18 protein-coding genes are annotated in these 23,411 nt (G+C 39.0%); 11 read left to right on the top strand and 7 right to left on the bottom strand.

What is annotated here, in order from left to right:
* The first annotated feature begins 854 nt into the window (after window positions 1-854).
* From ANA_RS19595 to ANA_RS19575, 5 genes are all read left to right on the top strand, one after another.
* Window positions 855-3,224: a ribonuclease R family protein gene (locus ANA_RS19595; RefSeq protein ID WP_015083160.1), complete on the top strand. Its 2,370-nt coding sequence runs from the start codon at window positions 855-857 to the stop codon at window positions 3,222-3,224.
* A gap of 122 nt (window positions 3,225-3,346) precedes the next feature.
* The gene (locus tag ANA_RS19590) at window positions 3,347-3,967 is read left to right on the top strand and encodes a flavin prenyltransferase UbiX (protein WP_015083159.1); all 621 of its coding nucleotides are present in this window, start codon (window positions 3,347-3,349) and stop codon (window positions 3,965-3,967) included.
* 146 nt (window positions 3,968-4,113) lie between these two features.
* Window positions 4,114-4,749 (top strand): hypothetical protein, encoded by a 636-nt coding sequence (locus ANA_RS19585; protein WP_015083158.1) that lies wholly within the window; start codon window positions 4,114-4,116, stop codon window positions 4,747-4,749.
* Window positions 4,750-4,795: 46 nt separating this feature from the next.
* Window positions 4,796-5,332: a shikimate kinase gene (locus ANA_RS19580; RefSeq protein ID WP_015083157.1), complete on the top strand. Its 537-nt coding sequence runs from the start codon at window positions 4,796-4,798 to the stop codon at window positions 5,330-5,332.
* 250 nt (window positions 5,333-5,582) lie between these two features.
* A complete protein-coding gene (locus ANA_RS19575) occupies window positions 5,583-6,749 on the top strand; it encodes a baeRF7 domain-containing protein (RefSeq protein WP_015083156.1) in 1,167 nt (388 codons plus the stop codon).
* Here the strand turns inward: ANA_RS19575 and ANA_RS19570 are convergent.
* Window positions 6,746-9,073, bottom strand: coding sequence for a putative PEP-binding protein (locus ANA_RS19570; protein WP_015083155.1), 2,328 nt, complete (start codon window positions 9,071-9,073; stop codon window positions 6,746-6,748). The genes ANA_RS19575 and ANA_RS19570 overlap by 4 nt on opposite strands.
* Window positions 9,074-9,179: 106 nt before the next feature.
* Here ANA_RS19570 and ANA_RS19565 point away from each other — a divergent pair, with 106 nt between their 5' ends.
* Both ANA_RS19565 and ANA_RS24985 read left to right on the top strand, forming a co-directional pair.
* Window positions 9,180-9,635 carry an MgtC/SapB family protein gene (locus ANA_RS19565; protein ID WP_015083154.1) on the top strand — a complete coding sequence of 152 codons (456 nt, stop codon included), beginning with the start codon at window positions 9,180-9,182 and terminating at the stop codon, window positions 9,633-9,635.
* Window positions 9,636-9,923 carry a hypothetical protein gene (locus tag ANA_RS24985; protein ID WP_085929765.1) on the top strand — a complete coding sequence of 96 codons (288 nt, stop codon included), beginning with the start codon at window positions 9,636-9,638 and terminating at the stop codon, window positions 9,921-9,923.
* On the opposite strand, the gene recF is transcribed toward ANA_RS24985, so the two are convergent.
* From recF to ANA_RS19550, 3 genes are all read right to left on the bottom strand, one after another.
* A complete protein-coding gene (recF, locus tag ANA_RS19560) occupies window positions 9,838-10,953 on the bottom strand; it encodes a DNA replication/repair protein RecF (protein WP_015083153.1) in 1,116 nt (371 codons plus the stop codon). The two genes, ANA_RS24985 and recF, sit on opposite strands and share 86 nt — an antisense overlap.
* Window positions 10,954-11,069: 116 nt before the next feature.
* Entirely contained in the window at window positions 11,070-11,504 is a 435-nt protein-coding gene (locus ANA_RS19555; RefSeq protein WP_015083152.1) for a hypothetical protein, read from the bottom strand.
* Between the two features lie 190 nt (window positions 11,505-11,694).
* Window positions 11,695-14,565 carry a cation-translocating P-type ATPase gene (locus tag ANA_RS19550; RefSeq protein WP_015083151.1) on the bottom strand — a complete coding sequence of 957 codons (2,871 nt, stop codon included), beginning with the start codon at window positions 14,563-14,565 and terminating at the stop codon, window positions 11,695-11,697.
* A 17-nt stretch (window positions 14,566-14,582) separates the two neighbouring features.
* Here ANA_RS19550 and ANA_RS19545 point away from each other — a divergent pair, with 17 nt between their 5' ends.
* A complete protein-coding gene (locus ANA_RS19545) occupies window positions 14,583-15,260 on the top strand; it encodes a hypothetical protein (protein WP_015083150.1) in 678 nt (225 codons plus the stop codon).
* A 22-nt stretch (window positions 15,261-15,282) separates the two neighbouring features.
* Window positions 15,283-16,965, top strand: coding sequence for a transglutaminase domain-containing protein (locus ANA_RS19540; RefSeq protein ID WP_015083149.1), 1,683 nt, complete (start codon window positions 15,283-15,285; stop codon window positions 16,963-16,965).
* 485 nt (window positions 16,966-17,450) lie between these two features.
* Here the strand turns inward: ANA_RS19540 and tnpA are convergent, their stop codons facing one another.
* The 3 genes from tnpA to ANA_RS19525 all read right to left on the bottom strand — a co-directional run bounded on the left by tnpA (window position 17,451) and on the right by ANA_RS19525 (window position 20,961).
* Window positions 17,451-17,921 (bottom strand): IS200/IS605 family transposase, encoded by a 471-nt coding sequence (gene tnpA / locus ANA_RS19535; RefSeq protein ID WP_015083148.1) that lies wholly within the window; start codon window positions 17,919-17,921, stop codon window positions 17,451-17,453.
* A gap of 232 nt (window positions 17,922-18,153) precedes the next feature.
* Entirely contained in the window at window positions 18,154-19,011 is an 858-nt protein-coding gene (locus ANA_RS19530; RefSeq protein ID WP_015083147.1) for a hypothetical protein, read from the bottom strand.
* Window positions 19,012-19,068: 57 nt separating this feature from the next.
* Entirely contained in the window at window positions 19,069-20,961 is a 1,893-nt protein-coding gene (locus ANA_RS19525; protein ID WP_015083146.1) for a sensor histidine kinase, read from the bottom strand.
* A gap of 466 nt (window positions 20,962-21,427) precedes the next feature.
* Between ANA_RS19525 and ANA_RS19520 the strand changes: the two genes are divergently transcribed.
* A complete protein-coding gene (locus tag ANA_RS19520; protein WP_041458569.1) occupies window positions 21,428-22,117 on the top strand; it encodes a RibD family protein in 690 nt (229 codons plus the stop codon).
* 51 nt (window positions 22,118-22,168) lie between these two features.
* Entirely contained in the window at window positions 22,169-23,338 is a 1,170-nt protein-coding gene (locus ANA_RS19515; RefSeq protein WP_015083144.1) for a GNAT family N-acetyltransferase, read from the top strand.
* Window positions 23,339-23,411 lie beyond the last annotated feature (73 nt).

The raw sequence follows: 23,411 nt of genomic DNA, 5'->3' as shown, positions 1-23,411 counted from the left end.
CTGACAACTGTACGGGCGAAGCATTTGGAGAACTATTTTTGGCAATGATCGATAATTTATCTTCCAAATGCTTCGCCCCTACTAACAACTGACAACTGACCACTGACCATCCCCTAGACAAAACCCTATATTTCAATATAAAGTCTTACTGAGAACTAAGCACTCACGACGTTAAATATGTCCTGATACTAACAGTTGTTGATCACAAATTGTCGTCTATCTTTAAATGCTATACTAATTAACCAATTAGATATCTAGAAGTATTTTTAAAGAAGTGCGCTCTAAATCTACAATAATAAAGATAAGGTTTGCCTTCGTTGCCTGTGTTTTACTGCTTACCTGATTGTTACCGATTCTACATAAGGGAGAATTGGGTTTTTCAGCGGTTTCTTCCAGTGAAGACATGGCCAACACCACGCTATGCTATCAGAATTGATGTCGTGGAATTGCCTTACATCTAAACTATCAAACACCTGTAGTTAAACCAGTTTGTAGTTTGTGGGTTGTGGGTGAGATAGAGAGTTCTCCAAACCAAGTCTCTCACTAACTCATTATCTAAATTACGTAGTGTTTAATTATTAGGTATCAGGAGTGCATGGTCAAGATTGTTTAGATCAAGTCAAGGGTCACGTAAGCAAACGCTGAGATTGTCGTGCAGTGAGAAGTCAACGCAGGGGCTTCATCTGACAATGACTATGGCTAACGCCACGCTGCGCGATGAGCGGACTTGCCTTTTCTACGAAACACTACGCAAAGGCGAAATTCGTAAGCAAGTGTCTGTAAACCGCGAGGGAATACAGTAAAGAGCCAGATTCGACAACAAATGATGTTTTGACCAAAGGTCGGTTCACTGCATGGAATTTTCAATCGCTACACTTCTTGCCAATTTTACAGATGATAAATTAGTGGCTCGTAAAGTCCTAGAAAAAAAACTGGGTTGTGAGGATGAAGAAAGTCTAGAAAAACTCCAAATTACTTTGGATGTGTTGGAAAAAATCGGGCTTTTGGTGAAGGAACGGGGGAAATATCGCCGCGTTACCGAAGAAGGCTTGATTGAGGCTAAACTCCGTTGTTCTAGTAAGGGCTTTTGCTTTGCGATTCAAGATAGCGAAGGCTCAGAGGATATTTACATCCGTGAAAGTCATTTGAGCAATGCCTGGAATGGCGATCGCGTTTTGGTAAGAGTCCTCAAGGAAGGCAGTCGCAGGCGATCGCCAGAAGGTGAGGTGAAGTTGATTATGGAGCGGTCTAATCACACCTTACTCGCCAGAATTAAGCAGGTGGAGGAAGGTTTTCGGGCTGTCCCTTTGGATGACAGATTGCTGTTTGAACTAAAACTACAACTCAACAGCATGAAGTTGGAAGAAGCAATTGATCACTTAGCTCATGTAGAAATTCTTCGCTATCCCCTCGCACAATATCCCCCATTGGGTCGAGTAGTGCAAATTTTGGGTAGTGATGCTGAAGCCGCAGCGGATATAGATTTGGTAACTTGTAAACATGATTTATCCCGAACTTTTCCTGATCCTATCCTCGATGCAGCAGCAAAGTTACCCAAGAGACTCCTGAAAGCAGACCTGAAAAATCGTCTCGATTTACGTGAGGTTTTTACCTTCACCATTAAGAGTGTCAACAGTGATGAGTCTGTGGTTGAAAATGCCTTCAGTGTGGAAAAAACTACTGATGATAATTGGCGATTATTATTTCACATTACAGATGTTTCCCACTATATCCAACCCGATGAGGCTCTAGACAGGGAAGCTCTCAAGCGGGGTAAGTCAGTGTATTTGGGAGAATTACTACTGCCAATGTTGCCAGCAGTGGTGATACAACGGTGTTCCTTAGTCCCTGGTAGCGATCGCTTGGCTCTCTCTTTTATCATCACCATTAACCCCCAATCAGGAGAAGTGGAGGAATGGGAAATTCAACCTAGTGTCATTAATGTAGATGTAGCTGTTAGTCAAGTAGAGACAGCAGCTATTCTTGCCGGTGAAAGCAGCAAAGTGGCAGTCGAAGTCCAAGAGAAATTACCAGATTTACAGACTTTGGCTACTGCTATTAAGCAGGTACGTCTACAGCGGGGCAGCTTACGGTTAAATCTCCCACCCAGCCACAACCCTTACTATGACGAAGGAGCAATGGGATCGGTGGTGGTTAATGACTTACCTGGGCGATCGCTCATTACCGAATTGGTAATATTAGTTAATCAACTCATGGCTGATCATCTCAGCGCCTTGGGAGTTCCCAGTTTATGGCGAGTTCAAGGCACACCTGATCCCGAAGATGTTCAGGAAATGCTCAAACTAGCCGTTAATTTAGGTGTGGAATTAGGACTTGATCCAGAATTAGAAATCCAACCTCTAGATTATCAACACTTGACGGGAGCTTTTGCCGATTCCCCATCGGAACAAGTTCTCACCTATTTATTACAAGACACTCTCAAGCCTTCTTTATATAGCATTACCAAAAGTTCTCACTTTGGACTAGCTTTATCCCAATATGTCCACATAACTGCCCCCTTACGTCGTTATCCAGATATCCTCTTGCAACGGGTGTATCATAACTTACTAGAGCATGGGCGCGATCGCCGGAATACCCGCGTCAAAGATCGGATAAACCTGCGCCATTCTAATTGTCACGAAGAAATCAATTGGAACGTTCTCCCCCCAGAACTCCAACAAGAACTGCAAAGCGACTTAACCAGAGTCATTGTCCAAATTAATGACCGAGAAAAAGAAGTCCAAGAAGCTGAAGCTGATTTAGCCGGACTCCAAAAAGCCTCCTTAATGAAACAACGCATTGGCGAAGTATTTCCAGGAGTAATTACTGGTGTTCAATCCTACGGCTTCTTTGTGGAAATTGAAGTCCCAGTAGAATCGCCCACAGAAGGTAATCTCGCTAATACCTTACGAATAGAAGGACTGGTTCACGTCAGTTCCCTCAAAGACGATTGGTATGAATATCGTGCCAGACAACAAGCGTTATTTGGGCGAAAAAATCGGGCTTCCTACCGATTGGGCGATAGCTGTATGGTACAAGTCAAAAGTGTTGATTACTACCGTCAACAAATTGATTTAGTGACAGTTGGTGCTGATGGTTTACCTAAGTCCATGAGCGAGAATACTGGCAATGAGGAAACAGGAGACATTTATCCACAAAATCAAAGCGATAGCTTGCGTGGCAAAGCCATATCTTTTGACAGAGAACCTTATGATCAAGAATAGTCAGTTGTCAGTTGTCCTTTGTCAGTTGTCCGTTGTTAGTTGCTCTTAAATATTAACTACTGACTACTGACCACTGACCACTGACCACTAACAACTGACCACTGACCACTGACCACTGACAAATGACTAATAACACAAAACCTTTAATCTTGGGCGTAACAGGTGCATCTGGTCTAATTTACGCCGTTCGCGCTCTTAAATTCCTCTTAGCCGCAGAATATCAAATTGAACTGGTGGCATCTAAATCTACTTACACAGTTTGGCAGGCAGAACAGGAAATCCGAATGCCAGGAGAACCAGAAAAACAAGAGCAATTTTGGCGAGAACAAGCCGGAGTTCCCGAACAAGGTAAACTCCGCTGTCATCCTTGGAGTGATGTTGGTGCGGGTATTGCCAGTGGTTCTTTCCGCACGTTGGGGATGATCATTATGCCTTGTAGTATGAGTACAGTCGCAAAACTTGCTGGGGGGCTAAGTTCCGACTTACTAGAACGAGCCGCAGATGTCCAAATTAAAGAAGGACGTAAACTGGTAATTGTCCCCAGAGAAACCCCTTTTAGTTTAATTCACCTGCGGAACTTAACGACCTTAGCGGAAACTGGAGTGAGAATAGTCCCCGCTATTCCTGCTTGGTATCACAACCCACAAACCATTGAGGATTTAGTTGATTTTGTTGTAGCTCGCGCTCTGGATCAATTAGATATTGACTGTATACCAATTCAGCGATGGCAAGGTCATTTATAGGAATTAAAAATTAAAAATTAAAAATTAAAAAACTAAATTTTTAATTCTTAATTCTTAATTCTATTTTGCTCTTTTGTGGCAACAGCTATATTCATCTGTTTTTTCCTGGTGTATTCTTAGAATCCTGCTGCAATTTTGAATTTTTTATGGCTGTAATTCGCTTAATTATCTTGGTGATGGCAATGCTGGGACTAATAATAATATTAGTTCAAAATTTGTCGCCCTCACTTCCATTAATGTTTTTGGGGATGCGAACTCAAGCATTACCATTAGCATTGTGGATTTTATTAAGTATCACTGCTGGTATTTTCACATCTTTAATAATTACTAGATTGTTAAAATTTGCGACTGATTTAAATTTACAAGCACCACAACCTCTACCCAAATCAATTCCCACTCCACCCCGTGTTAGACAAAATACTCCACCTCCTCAAAGTCCTCCACCAACCGTTAATCAAGTTGATGATGAATTTGACGATTGGGACACAAATCGCAATCAAGATGATTGGGATAATGGCGAAAATTCAGAACCAGTAACAGAAACTTCCCCAAGTCAACAAAGTTATAATTCCCGCAATAGTTCCGTTTATTCCTATAGTTCCCAATCACCGAAAAACACTGCTGTGGGTAAAACTGAATCTGTTTATGATGCTGATTATCGGGTAATTATTCCTCCTTACCAAGAATCAGGCAAAACTCAAGTTACAGATGATGATGACTGGGATTTTTTTGAAGATGATGATTTTGAGGATGACAACGAAAATAAACCACAAAAACGCTAATTTAAGCTTTAATAATAATTAATAATTTTACAGGAGAAAAATACTGATGATTGATATATTAAAAGGAGTCAACCTCTATTTAATTGGCATGATGGGAGTTGGGAAAACAACGGTAGGAAAGTTATTAGCTGCAGAAATTGGTTATAGATTTGTAGATACAGATGAAGTTATAATCAAAGCCGCAGGTAAATCTATTAATGAAATATTTGCCGAAAATGGTGAAGCGGAGTTTCGGCAATTAGAGAGTGATGTTTTAGCTCAAGCTTGTGCTTATACTAAGTTGATTATATCTACGGGTGGGGGTGTTCCCATGCAGCAGCAGAATTGGAGTTATCTCCATCATGGGTTGATAATTTGGTTAGATGCACCAATAGGAATAATCTTACAGCGGTTAGCGGAAGACAATACCAGACCACTTTTACAAGATGCCGATATCGAAAGTAAATTGACATCGCTTTGGGAACAACGTCAACCAATGTACTCCCAAGCTGACTTACATATTACTATGAGCGCGACCGAAACACCAGAAGAAATTGTCACACGCATCCTCGCTACAATTCCCAGTATTCTCAAACCGCAATAATTCTTTCTACACCCATTTATAACCCACTTGAATATCAGATCCCCGACTTCTTAGAGAAGTCGGGGATCTGACTCTTGCAATGTATATCTACGGCACGCTACGCTATCACAAATCAAATACGAATTGCTATATATCTATAAAAAGGAATAGAAAGCAGTTAATTTCTTGTCAAAAGCAAGATGCAGAATTTCCACATCAAGAGTTGAATGGAATCTAGATTCTGTAATTATCCTCGACAGGGATGAAATCTATGACTATATTTTCTCTTGATGAACTCAAAAATTTAGTCCAAAATCCTGAGTATCCATGCGTTTCTCTGTATCTACCTATGGAAAAACTAGGAGGAGATACGCGACAAAATCCGATTCGGTTTAAAAATTTAATTCGAGAAGCTGAAAACCGCTTAGATGAAACAGGATTACGCCATGCTGAGACTGTAAATTTGCTCAAACCAGCGATGGAATTAGACAACACTGATTTTTGGGAAATTCAAAATCAGGGATTAGTAATTTTTATTTCCCCCAATCTATTTCGTTACTATTGTTTACCAATTTCTTTTCCCCAATTAGTGGTTGTTGGCAAGAATTTTCATATCAAACCCTTATTAAATCTGATTAATAATGATGGAAAATTCTACATTTTGGCTTTAAGTCAAAAGAATGTCAAACTTTACTCAGGCACACGCTACCAAATTAATGAAGTAGAAGTAGAAAATATGCCTCATAGTTTGGATGAAACTCTCTTAGAAGATGAATTTCAAAAAGGCGTACAGCATAGAATTGGTATCCCTAGAGGTGCGACTTCTGCGGCTCAACACCCTGGTTCTGTGCATGGACAGGGTAATCCAGATCGAGAGAAACATGAAGAAGATATTTTGCAATTTTGTTATGCTGTTGATAGTGCATTACATAAAAAATTGCGACGTGAAAAAGCACCTTTAATATTAGCAGGAGTAGAATATTTATTACCAATTTACCGACAGGCTAATACTTATCCATATTTAGCAGAAACAGGGATTACTGGCAATGCAGAAATCCTCAAAATGCAAGAATTAAATCATGCAGCTTGGGAAATTGTTAACCCTTTATTTCAACAGGAATATGAAGATCTAATGGCTGTTTATCTGCAACTATCTGGGGAAGAAAGTAACAAAATTGCCAATGATATCAAAGCAATTATTCCGGCTGCATATTATCAAAGAGTTGATACTTTGTTTGTGCCTCTAAAACAACATATATGGGGTAAATTTGATTTACCAACTGCTACAGTTGAATTACATCCAGAACCAGCACCAGATGATGAAGATATGTTAGATTTTGCGGTAATTCACACCATCTTAAATGGTGGTAAAGTTTATACTCTTGAACCAGAAGCAATGCCTAGCGGAGTGAAAGTAGCGGCTATTTGCCGATATTAATTTTTTAAGTTGCTAAGTTGTCGTCGTGCTGCTGCTAAAATTAATCTTTGTTCAGCACGAGAAATCGCTTGATAAGTCCTTTCCACCGCTTCCGGTTCTACAGAAATAGAACTAATCCCCCATTCTATTAATTTATCAATCATTTCTGGATAAAGCACCGGGGCTTGACCACAAATAGAACAGGGAATACCTCCAGCTTGAGACATTTTAATTAATTGAGATATTGCCCCCATTACTGCTGGATGACTTTCATCAAATATTCTCCCTAATTTTCCCTGTTCCCTATCTATTCCTAATAGTAATTGAGTTAAATCATTTGTGCCAATAGAAATACCTGCCACACCAGCTTTAATATATTCAGGTAATAGAAATAAAATACTAGGAACTTCTGCCATGATCCATAATTGAAACTGGGATATTTGTGTTAACCCAAATTGCTCAACTTTTTGACGACAAAATATAAATTCTTCAACACTGCGGACAAAAGGTAATAGCAAATTAATATTTCTATAACCAGACGCTTGAACTATCGCTAAAGCTTGCAATTCCAATTCAAAAACCGCCGGATTTTGCATATAGCTGAAAACACCCCTGTCACCAAGAATAGTTCGATTTCGCTCACTATAAATTGATGACTGTGATAATAATAAATCATGGGGTAGGTAATCTAAAGAGCGATAAAAAATAGGTCTGGGTGAAAAAGCGCGAGCAAATTGCTTAATCTGCTCAGATAATAACTCTAATAATTCCGCTTTTCTTCCAGCTATTAACCATTCTTGAGGATGTTCTCCCTCCAGAATATTTAACATCATCAATTCTGAACGTAATAATCCTAACCCATCTACAGGTAAACATTTTACTTGTTCAATTAATCGTCCTTGACTCAAATTTACGAGTAACTTAGTGGCAATTATTGGTAAATTTATCGGCTGATAATTGACAATTTTTTCCTCTTTGATTAATTCTTCTATCTCCTCACTAGGAAAGTTTTCTTTATCTTCTGTGAAACGATATATTTCACCCTTATTACCATCTAATAATAACTTTTCACCTGCTTGTAAAAGAGTGGTTGCACCTGTGGCACTCACCACCGCAGGAATACCCAACTCCCTGGCTAAAATCGCCCCGTGGCTAGTTAATCCTCCTTGTTCTGTAATAATCCCCGCAACTCCTTGTAGTAAGGGCAAACAATCAGGAGTAATCACTGGGGCGATGAGAATTACACCTTGAGGAACTTGGATTGCTTTTTGTGATGAACTAAAAATATGGGCATTAGCAATAATTCTCCCTCTGGCTGCCCCAATGCCTTGAATAAATTGCACACTCTTATTTACAGATTGGGGAACAGTGACTTCTGTAATATAGAGTTTTGTGGCTAAAGATTCTTTGGCAACTGTCCATTTCATTGTTAAAGTTGCCCCCAATTCACTGACTATTTGATTACTGACAGTAATTAATTCTTGCAAAAATTCTTCTGGCAAAGCATATTCTTGTTGTTGGGATTCTTCTAAAATATAAGCTAATAAAAAATCAGTATCTAATGTTGGTTGCAGTTGTTCATCTGTAAAAGCATTACCATGATGAAGACGATACGCCAACATTTTATTACCCAATTGTCTTTCTACGACTGCGCCGGTTTTTGGTTCTATGTAGTAAACATCTGGTAATACTTCACCGTTGGTAATTGCTAGTCCTAAACCCCAAGTAGCTTCAATATCCCATGCCGATGATTTAGTATTGATTACACCAGAAGCGATCGCATTGTCAACTGGTTGCACTAACACCCCTAAATTAATGCTGGGCAAACTAAGCCCCGCACTATGCCAATATAGTAAACTTCTGGCTCGGAATAACTGACTCCAAAGCAGCTTTAAAGCTTCACCTATTTCCTCTTCTTCACAAGGGCAAAATACTGGTTCTAATAACCCAGATACATTTTTCATTTCTTGGTTATTTGATATTGCCAAACTGGGACGCAAAATTAAACTGCTTCTTTGCCATTGTCGCGCAGCTTGAAAAATTGTCCTCACCCAATGAGGTGGCACAGTCGCTGAGATAATTTCCTGACGTAAGCGTCCGGCTACCTGTTGCAGTTGTCGCCAATTATGTACATCTAAATGTAGAGAAGAATAGGGTAAATCAGCAATTAACGACTCTGAACTATTGAGAGTTTCTAGAAATTGCCGTAAAACATCTGCCTCTACCACAAAACCAGGAAGAACAGGATAACCCCGTTGTTTGATTTTGCTTAAATCGAACGCCTGCACGCCAACTTTAGCGAGGTCTTGTAGTTTAATTTGGTCAAGCCAATAGAGTTTATCCACTCAATTTATTAAATAATATTTATTACATACTTTTTGTTACTATATTACCAATTAGTCCGAACAATGCCCCGATTTCATTTATTAAACTATTTACCACCGAAAAAAATTGATCAATCCTTATTATATTGCCGGTAGTGACTGGCTAAACACTGGACTTCGTTTATGTTTTGCCTTGTTTATTGGAGCTTTAATTGGCTTAGAAAGACAACTAAAAAATAAACCGGCTGGTTTAAGAACCCATATGTTAGTAAGTTTGGGTTCAGCCGTATTTACTCTCATCACTATCCAAGCGGGTGGAACAGAACTTAGTGCTGATTCTCTTAGTCGTGTAGTTCAAGGTATTGCTGCTGGAGTGGGGTTTTTAGGCGCTGGGGAAATTTTACGTGAATCTTCCCAAACATCAAAATCACCGGAAATTCATGGTTTGACTTCTGCCGCTGCGATTTGGGTAGCTGCGGCTTTGGGAATTGCTGCTGGGTGCGGTTTATGGCAATTAGGATTAATGGGTGCTATTTTAACTGTAATTATTCTACACATTTTTAAAAGACTGGAAAAGTTTTAGTTGTTAGTAGGGGCGAAGCATTTGGAAGATAAATTATCGGTCATTGCCAAAAATAGTTCTCCAAATGCTTCGCCCGTACAGTTGTCAGTAGGGGCGAAGCATTTGGAAGATAAATTATCGGTCATTGCCAAAAATAGTTCTCCAAATGCTTCGCCCGTACAGTTGTCAGTTAATCAGAAGGAAGAAGAAGATTACCCAATTGTCAATTATCTATTTTCCCTGCATTTACATATAAAACCTGGGAAGATTTCAACCATTGAACATCAAAAGCACTCAAATGAGTGGTAGTAATTAAGGTTTGAAATCGGTCTTGAATAGCATCAAGTAATTGATTTTGGCGAGATGGATCTAATTCGGCTAAAACATCATCTAATAATAGTAATGGTGGTTCATTAATAACTTCTTCAATTAATTGTAATTCTGCTAATTTTAAAGCTAAAACTAATGTTCTTTGCTGACCTTGAGAACCATATTGACGAGCGGGAGTTTGATTAATAATTAATTCTACTTCATCGCGGTGGGGTCCAACTAAAGTTATCCCTCGATGTAATTCTGCAACGGCTCTTTGTTGTAGTTTAGCAAAAAAAGCCCCTTGTAATTCTTGAGGAGAAGTTTTTTCTAAGGGAATATTAGCAGCATAATTAATTTCCAGAATTTCAGATGCTCCACTAATACTAGCGTGCCAGGCAGAAGCGATAGGAGATAATCTTTTAATAGCTCTATCTCTTCTGATGATTACCCTTGTCCCCGCAGTTACTAATTGTGCATTCCAGATAGCTAATTCTGATTGTAGAGATTTTTCTGGTGTATTTAGATAACGTTTTAAAAAAGCATTGCGTTGGCGTAAAACTTGGTGATATTGGTGCAAAATGTGAGCATAAACTGGTTCTAATTGAATTAAAAGCGTATCTAGCCAGTTGCGACGAATTTCAGGACTACCACGCACCAATTCTAAATCCAAGCTAGAAAACTCCACCGCATTGAGAACCCCCAGAAAATCCATTTGTCTGGGGACTGTAACGCCATTTATAGCCACGCTGCGACGAGAATGACGACGGAGGGTGAGAGTTAAATCACTATGGCTATGAATCCGGTCTAGGTTGGCATGAATTTGGGCTGTAGATTCACCTTCTTTAATTAAATCACGATCGCGTGCCATGCGGTGCGATCGCAATGTTGCTAATAACTCCACAGCCTCTAACAAGTTCGATTTTCCTTGAGCATTATTACCAACTAAAATTGTTTTAGCAGCGGTAAATTCAACTTTTTGGTTTTGGTAATTCCGAAATTGTTTGAGGTGTAAAGTTTTTAAGTACATAATAGCTGAAGAGTCAAGATCCCCGACTTCTATAATAAGTTATCTTTGAGATGAGAAAATTGTTTTCAGAAGTCGGGGATCTTTTGGGGATTTTTCGGGAGATGAGAAAATTTTTTTTAAGATCCTGTTACCAAACTTACTTGGTACTTTTTGGAATCGCTTTTCATACATATAAAGTCATTTAATGGGTCGTATGTATCAAAATTCCTGAGATTTTCCTCTTTGTTTATATCATTCTCCAAATATGCTAAGGCTAATGTTGAAGTAACGTAAATATTTCCATGTTGTTTGAAAGCTTGGACTAATTCAGATTCGGGAGGATAGTCTTTTAATAAATGTTCAGCGAGATATCCTGTGACAATTATTCCTTTCAAACCCGTTTCTTTGTAACCTTCCTTAGCGATCATCAACGATATACTATCACCATCGAGATGAGATAAATTATCGTAATCCTCAAAAAACGGGCAAAAAACTTTCATAAGATTTCTGACAGGATTTTTAACTTTCCCGTAATTGGGATCTTGCTGTTTTCTCCGTTTGGATTCACCCATGATAGCTATCTCCTAATTAATACTAGAATTGTCAACGCACCCAAAGGGTTTTCTTATCTCGTCGAAGTTGATTTTTAGATACATATTGATGAATAATTGGTAATAAATATCAGAATCAGGATAAAAAAATCCAAAGATCATGAAATTACATCCTGTTAATTTGCAAGTCCTGATTCTGACAATTTACCAATTAAACAGTTTTTTTGCCCATAAGGCGGAAGAATATCTTCTCACCTTCAATCCAGACAAACATTAAAGCACTAAAACCGATACAAATTGCTAATTCTTCTAAACTGAGTGGATGAGTACCAAAGAAACTTTGCAGGGGTGGAACATAAATTAACATCAATTGCAAAATCGTGGTGACAATGACTGACCCCAAGACAAAAGGATTAGAAAAAGGATTCATTTCGATGGTAAGTCTATTATTAGAACGAATAGCGATCGCATGACCCATTTGCGCTAGACATAATGAAGTAAATACCATTGTCTTCCAAGTATCTTCATGTCCTTGATACCCGGCTGCATGAGAATGATGGTAAGCCCATTCCATGAGGATAATTGTAATCACAGCGAAAACAATCCCAATGCGAATCATGTAAGAACCTAAACCCCTAGCAAAAATGCTTTCACGGGGGCTAAAGGGGGGACGTTCCATAACATCAGGTTCTGGTGGTTCTACAGCTAATGCTAAAGCTGGTAAACCGTCTGTTACCAAATTCATCCAGAGAATTTGCAAAGGACTCAAGGGAACGCCTCCTAATCCCAACAATGGCGCAGCCGCAATGGTGAGAACTTCCCCAATATTACTACCCAAAATGTATTTAATAAAGCGGCGAATATTGGTATAAACAACTCTACCTTCCTTCGTGGCAGCAACTATGGTGGCGAAGTTATCATCTAGGAGGATCATGTCGCTGGCTTCTTTGCTCACATCTGTACCTGTGATGCCCATGGCAATGCCTATATCAGCCTGTTTGAGGGCGGGAGCGTCATTTACCCCATCGCCTGTCATAGCTACAAATCGCCCGCGACGTTGTAAGGCTTGGACAATTCTTAATTTGTGTTCTGGGGAGACTCGCGCGTAAATACTCACTAGGTCAACCTGTTCCTCTAATTCCTGGTCACTGAGAAGTTGTAATTCCTTACCAGTGAGGACTCTATCACCTGCTTGGGCAATTCCCAAATCAATAGCGATCGCCTGAGCAGTTAATTGATGGTCGCCAGTAATCATAATCGGACGGATTCCCGCCTTGCGACATTCTTGCACAGCCGCCCTCACTTCTGGACGAGGCGCGTCTAGCATTCCCACCAACCCCAACCAAACCAAATCTACCTCAGATGTATCATGAGAACCATCTGGGGGAACTTCAGCCAAAGGTTTATAGGCAAAACCTAACACCCGCAAACCTTTACCCGCCATTTGGTCATTAGCTACCAAAATTTGGCTGCGGTGTTCGTCACTGATAGGAATCGAGTGATTACCTAAATGGATTTTTGTACACCGTTCCAAAGTTAATTCTGGTGAACCCTTGGTAAACATCAGATATTGTTCAGATTCCACAAAACCAGCAATGGCTGGGTCAATGGCGGTTAAAGAAGTATCACCAGTAGCTACAGCTTCTAATTGACAAATCACACTCATGCGCTTCCGTTCCGAAGAAAAGGGAAATTCGGAGACACGAGGTAATTTACTACTCCATTGGTCTTGTTCAATTCCGGCTTTTCCTGCCAAAGTCACTAAAGCCCCTTCTGTCGGGTCGCCTAAAATTGCCCATTCTCCTTGTTGTTGTTGCAGAACAGCATCATTACAAACCGCACAGGAAACAAGCAAAGCAGAAATTTCTGGACATTCATCTAAATTGGCTTTTTCACCATTTAACTGAAAATCGCCAATGGGAGTATAACCTTCTCCAGTGACGCGAAAGGGAGAATTATTGGTGTACACCGACTGTACCACCATTTTATTTTGAGTTAGAGTTCCGGTTTTATCAGAACAAATAGTAGTTACAGAACCAAGAGTTTCTACCGCTGGGAGTTTGCGAATTAAAGCGTGATGCTTGACCATACGCTGAGTTCCCAAAGCCAGAGTCACAGTGATTACCGCAGGTAAACCTTCAGGAACTACCGCTACCGCCATACTTAAAGAAACTTCCACCAGTTCTTGTAAATTCTTCCAACCTATTCCTTTAGTTAGATCATGAATAAGTCCACCACCAACTACTATGGCTACAAGAATTAAAGAACCAGTAACGAGAACGTTACCCAATTGGGTCATGCGTTGCTGCAAAGGCGTAGGTTCACCGTCCACAGACTGCAACATAGCGGCAATTTTGCCTAGTTCTGTTCGCATTCCGGTGTGAGTTACCAGTACCTTAGCCCGACCTTGGACAACTTCCGTACCTTGAAAAACTGAATTGAGGCGATCGCCTAATGGTGCATCTTCTGGTAATGTAAGAATGGCTTGCTTATTGACAGCTTCGGCTTCACCTGTGAGAGCCGATTCTCGCACTTGCAAATTAGACTGTTCTATTAAGCGACCATCAGCAGCTATTTGCACCCCAGCTTCCAGCAACATCACATCCCCTGGAACTAGCTCCTTCGCTGCTATATCCGCCAGTTTACCATCACGGAGGATTCGGACTGAGGGAGAAGATAGTTTTTTCAAGGCTGCTAGAGCTTTTTCAGCCCGGCTTTCTTGCACATAGCCCAAAATACCATTGAGGATAACGATAGCCATAATGGCAATTGTGTCTTTAAATGGCACTTCACCGGGTTTTAATGTCCCCCCAGTCAAAGCCACCAAATCCAAAAGGCCAGAAATGAGGGCAACGGCAATCAGCATCAATAACATGATATTGGTAAACTGATCTAGCAGAATTTGCCAAGGGCTACGACCGACCTGTTCTTCGAGTTCATTAAGTCCATATTTTTGGCGACGCTGTTCAACTTCTGGGGAGGTTAAGCCGCTATTTGCGTCACTATCCAGCATTTCTAAGGCTTTATCAACTTCTAAACCATGCCAAAGGTTGGTAGATTCAGGTAAAGAATGAGCAGACATCGTGTAAGTTACAGGAAATGGTTACAAAATTCGATCATAATTTAGTGGTGTCCGAAAATGTGGAATTGGTCAATTGTCAGTTGTTAGTAGGGGCGAAGCATTTGGAAGATAAATTATCGGTCATTGCCAAAAATAGTTCTCCAAATGCTTCGCCCGTACAGTTGTTAGTAGGGGCGAAGCATTTGGAAGATAAATTATCGGTCATTGCCAAAAATAGTTCTCCAAATGCTTCGCCCGTACAGTTGTTAGTAGGGGCGAAGCATTTGGAAGATAAATTATCGGTCATTGCCAAAAATAGTTCTGCAAATGCTTCGCCCGTACAGTTGTTAGTAGGGGCGAAGCATTTGGAAGATAAATTATCGGTCATTGCCAAAAATAGTTCTGCAAATGCTTCGCCCGTACAGTTGTTAGTGGGGGCGAAGCATTTGGAAGATAAATTATCGGTCATTGCCAAAAATAGTTCTGCAAATGCTTCGCCCGTACAGTTGTTAGTGGGGGCGAAGCATTTGGAAGATAAATTATCGGTCATTGCCAAAAATAGTTCTGCAAATGCTTCGCCCGTACAGTTGTTAGTAGGGGCGAAGCATTTGGAAGATAAATTATCGGTCATTGCCAAAAATAGTTCTGCAAATGCTTCGCCGGTACAGTTGTCAGTTGCAAAAAAATATTTCTCTTCCCTGTTCCCTGTTCCCTAATAAATAATAATTTATGACTAATATGCTTAATGATATAAGTTTTCCAGTACCCAGTTTGACGGTGAACCAGATGTTTGGGCAAAAAATAATCAGACCAGTTACTGCTGCTACCTTGTACGGTATTGCTTTTATCAAGGATAGACTTATTGCTATTGATACGGTTAAAGGTCATTTATTAGAAATTGACCCTCTTACCGATAACAGCAAAATTATCAATCCCCACCAAGTCCGCGAATTTCAAGAAGTGACTGGTTTAGCTGTGTGGGAAGATGACCTGTGGGTGACTCGTGGGAACAGTGTCTATTTATGTAAATTGGCATCTTTAGGGTTAGAGCATTTTGTAACTTTACCCTATCCCGCTGATGGTGTTGCCGTTTGGGAATCTACCGTTTATGTTAGTTGTCAAAGACTTGGCTATATTTTGATTTTTAACCGGGATACCCGCAAGGAAATCACCAGATTTTATGCCCCTGGTGTCGGTATCCAAAACTTGGCAGTTAGTAAAGAAACTTTATGGGTATGCGATCGCACGGAACAAACAGTTTACTCTATGGATAGGGCAACTGGAGAAGTGCGTTTCAGTGTTCTCACGGCTTTTGATTCTCCTACAGGTATCGCAGTTCAGGGGCAGGATGACACAGGCAAAGATCGTATTTATGTGGCATACTCCAGCGAAGAACCTTATATTCGGGATAATCCCAATGCTGACCCTTGTTTTGAATTAACCTACCGCGATCGCACATTTATTCATTCTCTACAATATCATTACCAAGAGGATAAACGCTACGCCCTCTCTAATGGCTATCTGATAGAAATGTCTTATGTTGAAGAAATTTCCCCCCTTGATGAAATTTATTTAGCCGATATAGAATGGCGCATAGCCCTACCCTCAGAAACCCAACGGCAAAAAGTCCAACAAGTTGAACCCATTGGTTTACCATTCACAGAAGAAATCATTGACGGACAAAGAGTAGCCGTATTTAAATTTGATACCCTTGCCCCCGGTGAACGTCACATATTTGGCTGGAAGGCATTAGTAGAAGTACGCGGAATTAAACATCGCATCACCCCTAAAGATGTCGAAGATGTTCCAGAACTGTCACCAGAATTAAAAACCCGCTATCTGGTAGATGATGACGACCTAGCAATGGATACCGATATTGTTATCCGTGCAGCCCGCACAGCCGTTGGTACAGAAACTAATCTGTTACGGAAAATGTACAGTATCCGCAACTACGTTTATGATCAATTGTCTTATGCCATTAAACCTCATATTGATTCACCCGATATAGCTTTAGATCGGGGTACTGGTTCATGTGGCGAATATGTAGGTGTATTACTGGCACTTTGTCGCCTGAATGGTATTCCTTGCCGCACCGTTGGTAGATATAAATGTCCAGTTTATGCCGAACATCAGGGAATTCCCCTCCAACCCGATTTTAATCATGTTTGGTTAGAGTTTTATATTCCGGGAATTGGTTGGTTGCCAATGGAATCTAATCCTGATGATCTGGAAGAAGGTGGACCATATCCTACACGATTCTTTATGGGCTTATGCTGGTATCATATCGAAATTGGTAAGGGTATCACTTTTGAAACCTTAACCAGAGATGGAATTCGCTTAACGAAAGAAGAGGTTTCCCTGGGTGACTTAGCTATTAACCATATTCGCTTCACGATTCTGAAGGAATTACCACCTTTTTAATTTTTGATTGAGGAACGAAACCCAACGTAAAATGTGTCTGATTCCGCCTGAGAATGAATTCTGATAGCCTGCGTGGCGAAGCCATGGATAATAGCGCCTGAGAATGAATTCTGATAGCCTGCGTGGCGAAGCCATGGCTAATAGCAAAAAGTCCGCTTCAGAATGAATTCTGATAGCCTGCGTGGCGAAGCCATGGCTAATAGCAAAAAGTCCGCCTCAGAATGAATTTTGATAGCCTGCGTGGCGAAGCCATGGCTAATAGCAAAAGTAAGCTAAAGCTGACTAAGGATAAATTTTGGGGAAATATCATAAAAATACAGTCGGCTTGAGCCGACTTTTGTTATGAGACTGGGAATTCATTCCCTGGCGGTTGCGAAAGATGAAATTTTGGGGAAACATCATACAAATATAGTCGGCTTGAGCCGACTTTTGTTATGAGACTGGGAATTCATTCCCTGGCGGTTGCTTTCATTATGAGACTTTCATTATGAGACTGAAAATTCATTCTCAGGCGGTTGCGAAAGATAAAATTTTGTGGGAGCATCATCATCTTGATTATGTTCTTCCAAAGATGCAATTGTTGTGCCATTTGAATGATGCTCCTTTTGATTTCTCACATAAATAACCGCTTGTTCCAATTGTTTTCTCCCCAGTGAAAAAACCCCATATCCTCTTTGCCAACCAAAGGTATCTTCTCCAGGAGATAAATGATTAATATAATGGGTGCTACTGCCTTTAATTTTTTGCACAAAATCAGAAATGGAAATCTTTGGCGGAATAGAAGCCACTAAATGAATATGATTTTCTATGCCGTCAATAGCATGAATAATAGTACCAAGTTCATCAGCTTTGCTAATAATGTAACCGTAAAGTTTCCCTTCCCGTTCCCTGGTAATTAGTGGCTGACGCTCTTTTGTTGCCCAAACCAGATGATAATAAAGTCTCCACAAAGCCATAAATACACCTTATTTATGATTCTAAATATTCTCATATTTAATATTCCCATAAATACAGAAAAATATAGTCCGCCTCAGAATGAATTCTAAGGCTAATAGCAAAAGTAAGCTAAAGCTGACTAAAGATAAAATTTTGGGAAATCATCATAAAAATACAGTCGGCTTGAGCCGACTTTTGTTATGAGACTGGGAATTAATTCCCTGGCTGTCGCTTAACCCAACCTACGATTTTCTATTCTACATTTACCCAAAAATCTGCGGTTTTGATTTGTCCATTGCGATTAAATTGCATCCACATTTTATATGTTCCTGGTTTGGGGAATTTTGTATGAAATTCGATTTTTCCATCTGGAGTATTTTTGATTGCGTGTGCATGGATATAATCAGATGAAGTCAGGGGAGATGAACTTTTAATAATTACTAAATGTCCTTTTTCACCCAAATAAGGTTGTAAATCTTTAATTGGTTGATTTTTGTTGTCTTTTAAGTCAAAAGTTAAGTTAATGTCTTGACCGACTTTGATTTTTGGTGCAGAAATATTCAGATTGACTTTAGTATCTGAGATAGTTTTAGTTTTGGTGAACTTTTCTAAATTTTTTGGTAATGGAACTGTACCAGGAATTGTAATATTCATTAATGAGACATTTTCCTGATTTCCAGCAGGTTTATAATCACTGAAAAGTGTATAATTTCCTGACTCTGGAAAATTTGCAGTTACTTCAAAGCGACCATTTTCTTTATATTCGGGATGAATATGATCAAAAAATTGTAAATCATCTCTCACAACAATTAAGTGCATGATTTTTTCTTGGAAAATGTCAAACTTATTCACAGGTTTTCCAGTAGAGTCTTGAATATCAATAACTAAGTTAATTGGTTGATTTGGTGATAAACTTTTCGGAGCAGTTAATTTAACTTTGGTAGTTATTTGTGAATTATTTTCATGATTCATATTTTCCATGGAATGTCCATCATGATTCGTCATTATACTAGGTGAAACTTGTGTCTCAGTAGATTTAGTATTAGATGAACAACCAGGAGCTAATAGTAAAGTTGTAACTACAAAAATACTTGCAAAAAATCGCTTCATTTTAGGAGGGTGGTAATTTGAAATTTATTGTTTGCGGAACATTTCTCAGAGCCAGAATTAACTCCTAACTCCATTTATGACCACATCTTTTTTTTCTGGATTAGGTAATAAAGCCAGATCAATCAAAGGTAATTTAATAATTACTGTTGTTCCTTGATTTAACCCCAAACTCTCTAAAGTGATTTTACCACCCATGAGTTCAATTAAATTCCGAGAGATTGCTAAACCCAATCCAGTTCCTTCAAACTTGCGCGTAGTTGTCCCGTCAACCATCACAAAGGGACGAAATAGTTTACCTTGTTCTCCTGGATCAATACCAATTCCTGTATCTTTAATAGAAACTAAAACATACTGCTGATGACGATTAATACTCATGGTAATTTGAATACTACCTTCATCAGTGAATTTAGTAGCATTACCAATAATATTAATTAACACTTGTTTGAGTTTAATGGAATCAGACTTTATAGGAATAGGCTTATCACCTATATCACAAATTAATTGTAGTCCTTTATATTGGATATTAACTGATTGTAAGTTAATTACCTCTAATAATAATTGTCGTAAATCTAGCGGTACTGTAATTACAGAAAGTTTACCCGCTTCTATTTTAGAAATATCTAGCAAATCATTAATTATTCCTAATAAATGAATTGCTGTATCATCGGCTTTTTTAAGAAACTCTAATTCTTCTTCTCTACTATCACATAAATCATCACGCACTAACCGCACACAGTTAATAATAATATTCAGTGGATTTCTTAATTCGTGAGAAGTTGTGGCTAGAAATTGACTTTTCACTTGATTGGCTGATTTAGCTTCTTTCCAAGCAATTTCTAATTCTTCAGCCCAATCTTTGAGTCTTTCTACCATTTGATCTAATGCTTGAGCTAGTTGGTTAAATTCTCGAATTTTGAAGTTGCGGGGAATGGGTTGTGCCGCGTGGTGACTATGAAGATTAATAGCATAGTCGCGGAGTTCTTCTACTGGACCTGCTAAATAAGGAACTAAATAAAATGATGCCAATAAACTTGCACCAATTAAACCAACTGTTAAAACAATGAGAATTAGTTTAATTTCTTCTAAACCAAATAGGGCATTTTCCACACTTGTAACTGCTAGGACAATCCATCTTTGTGATGGTTTTGTAGTGATAGGTTTAGTAGTAGCTGTAAAACCTGCAACCAGTTCTTGTCCTTCTATAAAGGATAAATTACTGGAATTATTACTGCCACCCAAGGCATTTTTAACTATAGCTTGAATTCTGTCTACATCGGCATAATCTTTAATATTAGTACCGATTCTTTCTGGTAATGGATGAGCTAAAACTTTACCGTCTTCAGCAATGACTACCAAAAAACCCGTTAATGAGCCTGGATGATTGGGATTTTGTTGATATAATGTGGTTTTCATGCTTAATCGGTAGGCTAAATTACCACGTTGATTAGAAACAGGAATTGATAAAAATAATTGTAGTTGATTTTGTTTGTCTCTTTTACCAGTTTTTCCCGATTGGGATGGTAATATAAATTGAATATCAACGTCATTGCTAGTAAGAGATAAACCTGATGGCATAATTTCTTGAACACCACAACTACTGGCAATTATCTCACCTTTTTTAATGCGGGTTAATTGGAGACAATCAGTTTGGGTTGGTAGTTGTTTTTTTAGTTGTTTAAGAAATTGTTCAATTTGGAAAGTTGAACCTGATTGAATTACTTTAGTTTGACTAGCTGTAATTAAATTGGAGCGTAAAGCGGCAATATTATCAGTAATTTTTTCTCCTTTATTAACTGCACTTTCTGTTAAATTTTGTTGGGCAGTATTTAACAAACTAGAACGAGCTTTATTCAAGGCAACCATTTCTCCTACTAATAAAACTGGGATAAATACTAGCAGTATTCTTGTTACTAATATTTGTCGAAATGACGATTGACGAGATTTAGCCATTGTTTGTCTCACTTCGCATCTTCAAACTACGATAATAAAGATATGAAATTACACTAGTCAAGGGAGACATTTTATTAATTGATGATGAGTTTACTATTAATTTAAATTTCCAAGTTAGAAAGGAGAGAACAGGTAAGAATTAGAAATTTAAAAAATATCTCACTAATTACTGAAACATAAATTTATCAATCTTCCATCAATATCTTGTTCATTTTTCGTAGGTTGGGTTAAGTGACAGCGCAACCCGACGCTCATGTTGGGTTTCATCCTTCAACCCAACCTACAAATCAAGACTTTTCTCGATTTTGACAAAGTATTGTTCCATATACCAAATTTTATAAAATGTAGATTAAATAGTGACTGCTGTTGCATATTCATATTAATGGTGTAAAATTATTCAAAATTATCTTGTAGCTATAGATTTTTCAATAATCTATCCCCTCACAAAAAATATCAAAGCAACCCAATCATGCAAAATCGTCCTCATACCACAGTAGTTTTAGCCATGAGTGTTGATGGTAAAATAGCAGATTTTAGGCGATCGCCTGCGCGGTTTGGCTCATTGGTTGATAAAATACACTTGGAGAAACAAATTGCTGCATCTGATGCCATTTTATTTGGTGCTGGTACTCTTCGTGCCTACAGTACAACAATGACTATCACAGAGACAATACTCTTGCAACAAAGAAAAAAAGCAGACAAGCATCCCCAGCCGGTTCATATAGTGATTTCCCGTTCAGGCAATCTGAATCCGGACATTAAATTTTTTCAACAACCGGTGAGACGGTGGTTACTCACAACCTCTCTAGGAGCTTATTTTTGGCAAGAAAGATCAGAGTTTGAGCAAGTTTTAGTCTTTGAAACTGCTGCCAAAGAAATTGACATTTTGGCTGCTTTAAAATATTTAGCACGGTTACAAATTACCCGTCTGGCTATTTTGGGAGGAGGACAATTAGTGGCATCTTTCCTAGAATCTGATTTAATTGATGAAATATGGCTCACTATTTGTCCATTAATTTTAGGTGGTAGTATTGCCCCTTCACCTGTGGAGGGGACAGGATTTTTAGCTGATCTTGCTCCTAAGTTACAATTATTAGAAGTATCCACAATAGAGCAAGAAGTATTTTTACACTATAGGATAATTCAGGAGTCATAAGTCAGGATTCAGGCGTAAATTCAAAATATAAAATTGTTGGGAAACTACACAATGATCAAAGAACACAAACCCCATTATTCTCTTGTTTGGACGCACACAATCGCCGATGTTCCCCAAGCAGACTGGGATGCTTTAGCAATGCCGTTAAAAACGCCTTTTTTAGAATGGGATTGGTTGCACAATTTGGAAATATCCCAAAGTGTTACAGCCAATACAGGTTGGTTGCCAAATCACTTGATTTTGTGGCGAGATAAAACTTTAATTGCGGCTGCTCCTTTATATTTAAAAGGACATAGCCAGGGCGAATTTGTTTTTGATCAGCAGTGGGCAGAATTAGCTTCCCGTTTAGGAATAGAGTATTATCCAAAACTGCTAGGAATGACACCATTTACCCCGGCTGAAGGCTATCGGTTTTTAATAGCTGCGGGAGAAGATGAGGAAGAAATTACGGCGGTAATCCTCCATGAAATTGATAGTTTTTGTGTGAAACATCGGATTTCTGGCTGTCATTTTCTTTATGTTGATCCCCAATGGCGACCAATTTTAGAACGCCAGGGGTTTACAACTTGGCTACATCATAATTATGTTTGGGAAAATGCTAATTTTCAAACTTTTGATGATTACTTGACTGGATTTAATGCCAATCAAAGACGCAATATTAAACGGGAACGCAAAGCTGTAGAAAAGGCTGGTTTAAAATTGCAAGCATTAACAGGTGAGGAAATTCCTAATTCTCTGTTTCCGTTAATGTATGATTTCTATGCTGATACTTGCGATAAGTTTGGTTGGTGGGGAAGTAAGTATTTAACCAAGAACTTTTTTGAACAGTTGCACCATAATTATCGGCATCGAGTCGTATTTTTTGCCGCTTATAATGAGCAAGATCCACGTCAACCTGTGGGGATGTCCTTTTGTTTATTCAAAGAAGACAAACTATATGGACGCTATTGGGGGAGTTTTCAGGACATAGATTGCTTACATTTTGATGCTTGTTATTATGCACCAATTGAATGGGCGATCGCTCATGGTATCCAAAATTTTGACCCAGGAGCAGGTGGTAAACATAAAAAACGTCGGGGATTCCCTGCTACTGCTAATTACAGCCTTCACCGCTTTTACAACAACCGTTTAGGACAAATTATTTTGCCTTGGGTTCGGGAAGTAAATCAAATGGAACAAAAAGAAATGGATGCTATTAATGCAGAGTTACCTTTTAAATAAGGAAATAGATCCCCGACTTCTAAATAGATCCCCGACTGCTCAAAGAAGTCGGGGATCTGAATATTGCATATTG

It is taken from the genome of Anabaena sp. 90 (assembly GCF_000312705.1).
GTDB classification, from domain to species: domain Bacteria; phylum Cyanobacteriota; class Cyanobacteriia; order Cyanobacteriales; family Nostocaceae; genus Dolichospermum; species Dolichospermum lemmermannii.
The sequence above is the reverse complement of the archived record's forward strand: the minus strand, read 5'-3'. Positions and strand labels throughout refer to the sequence as shown.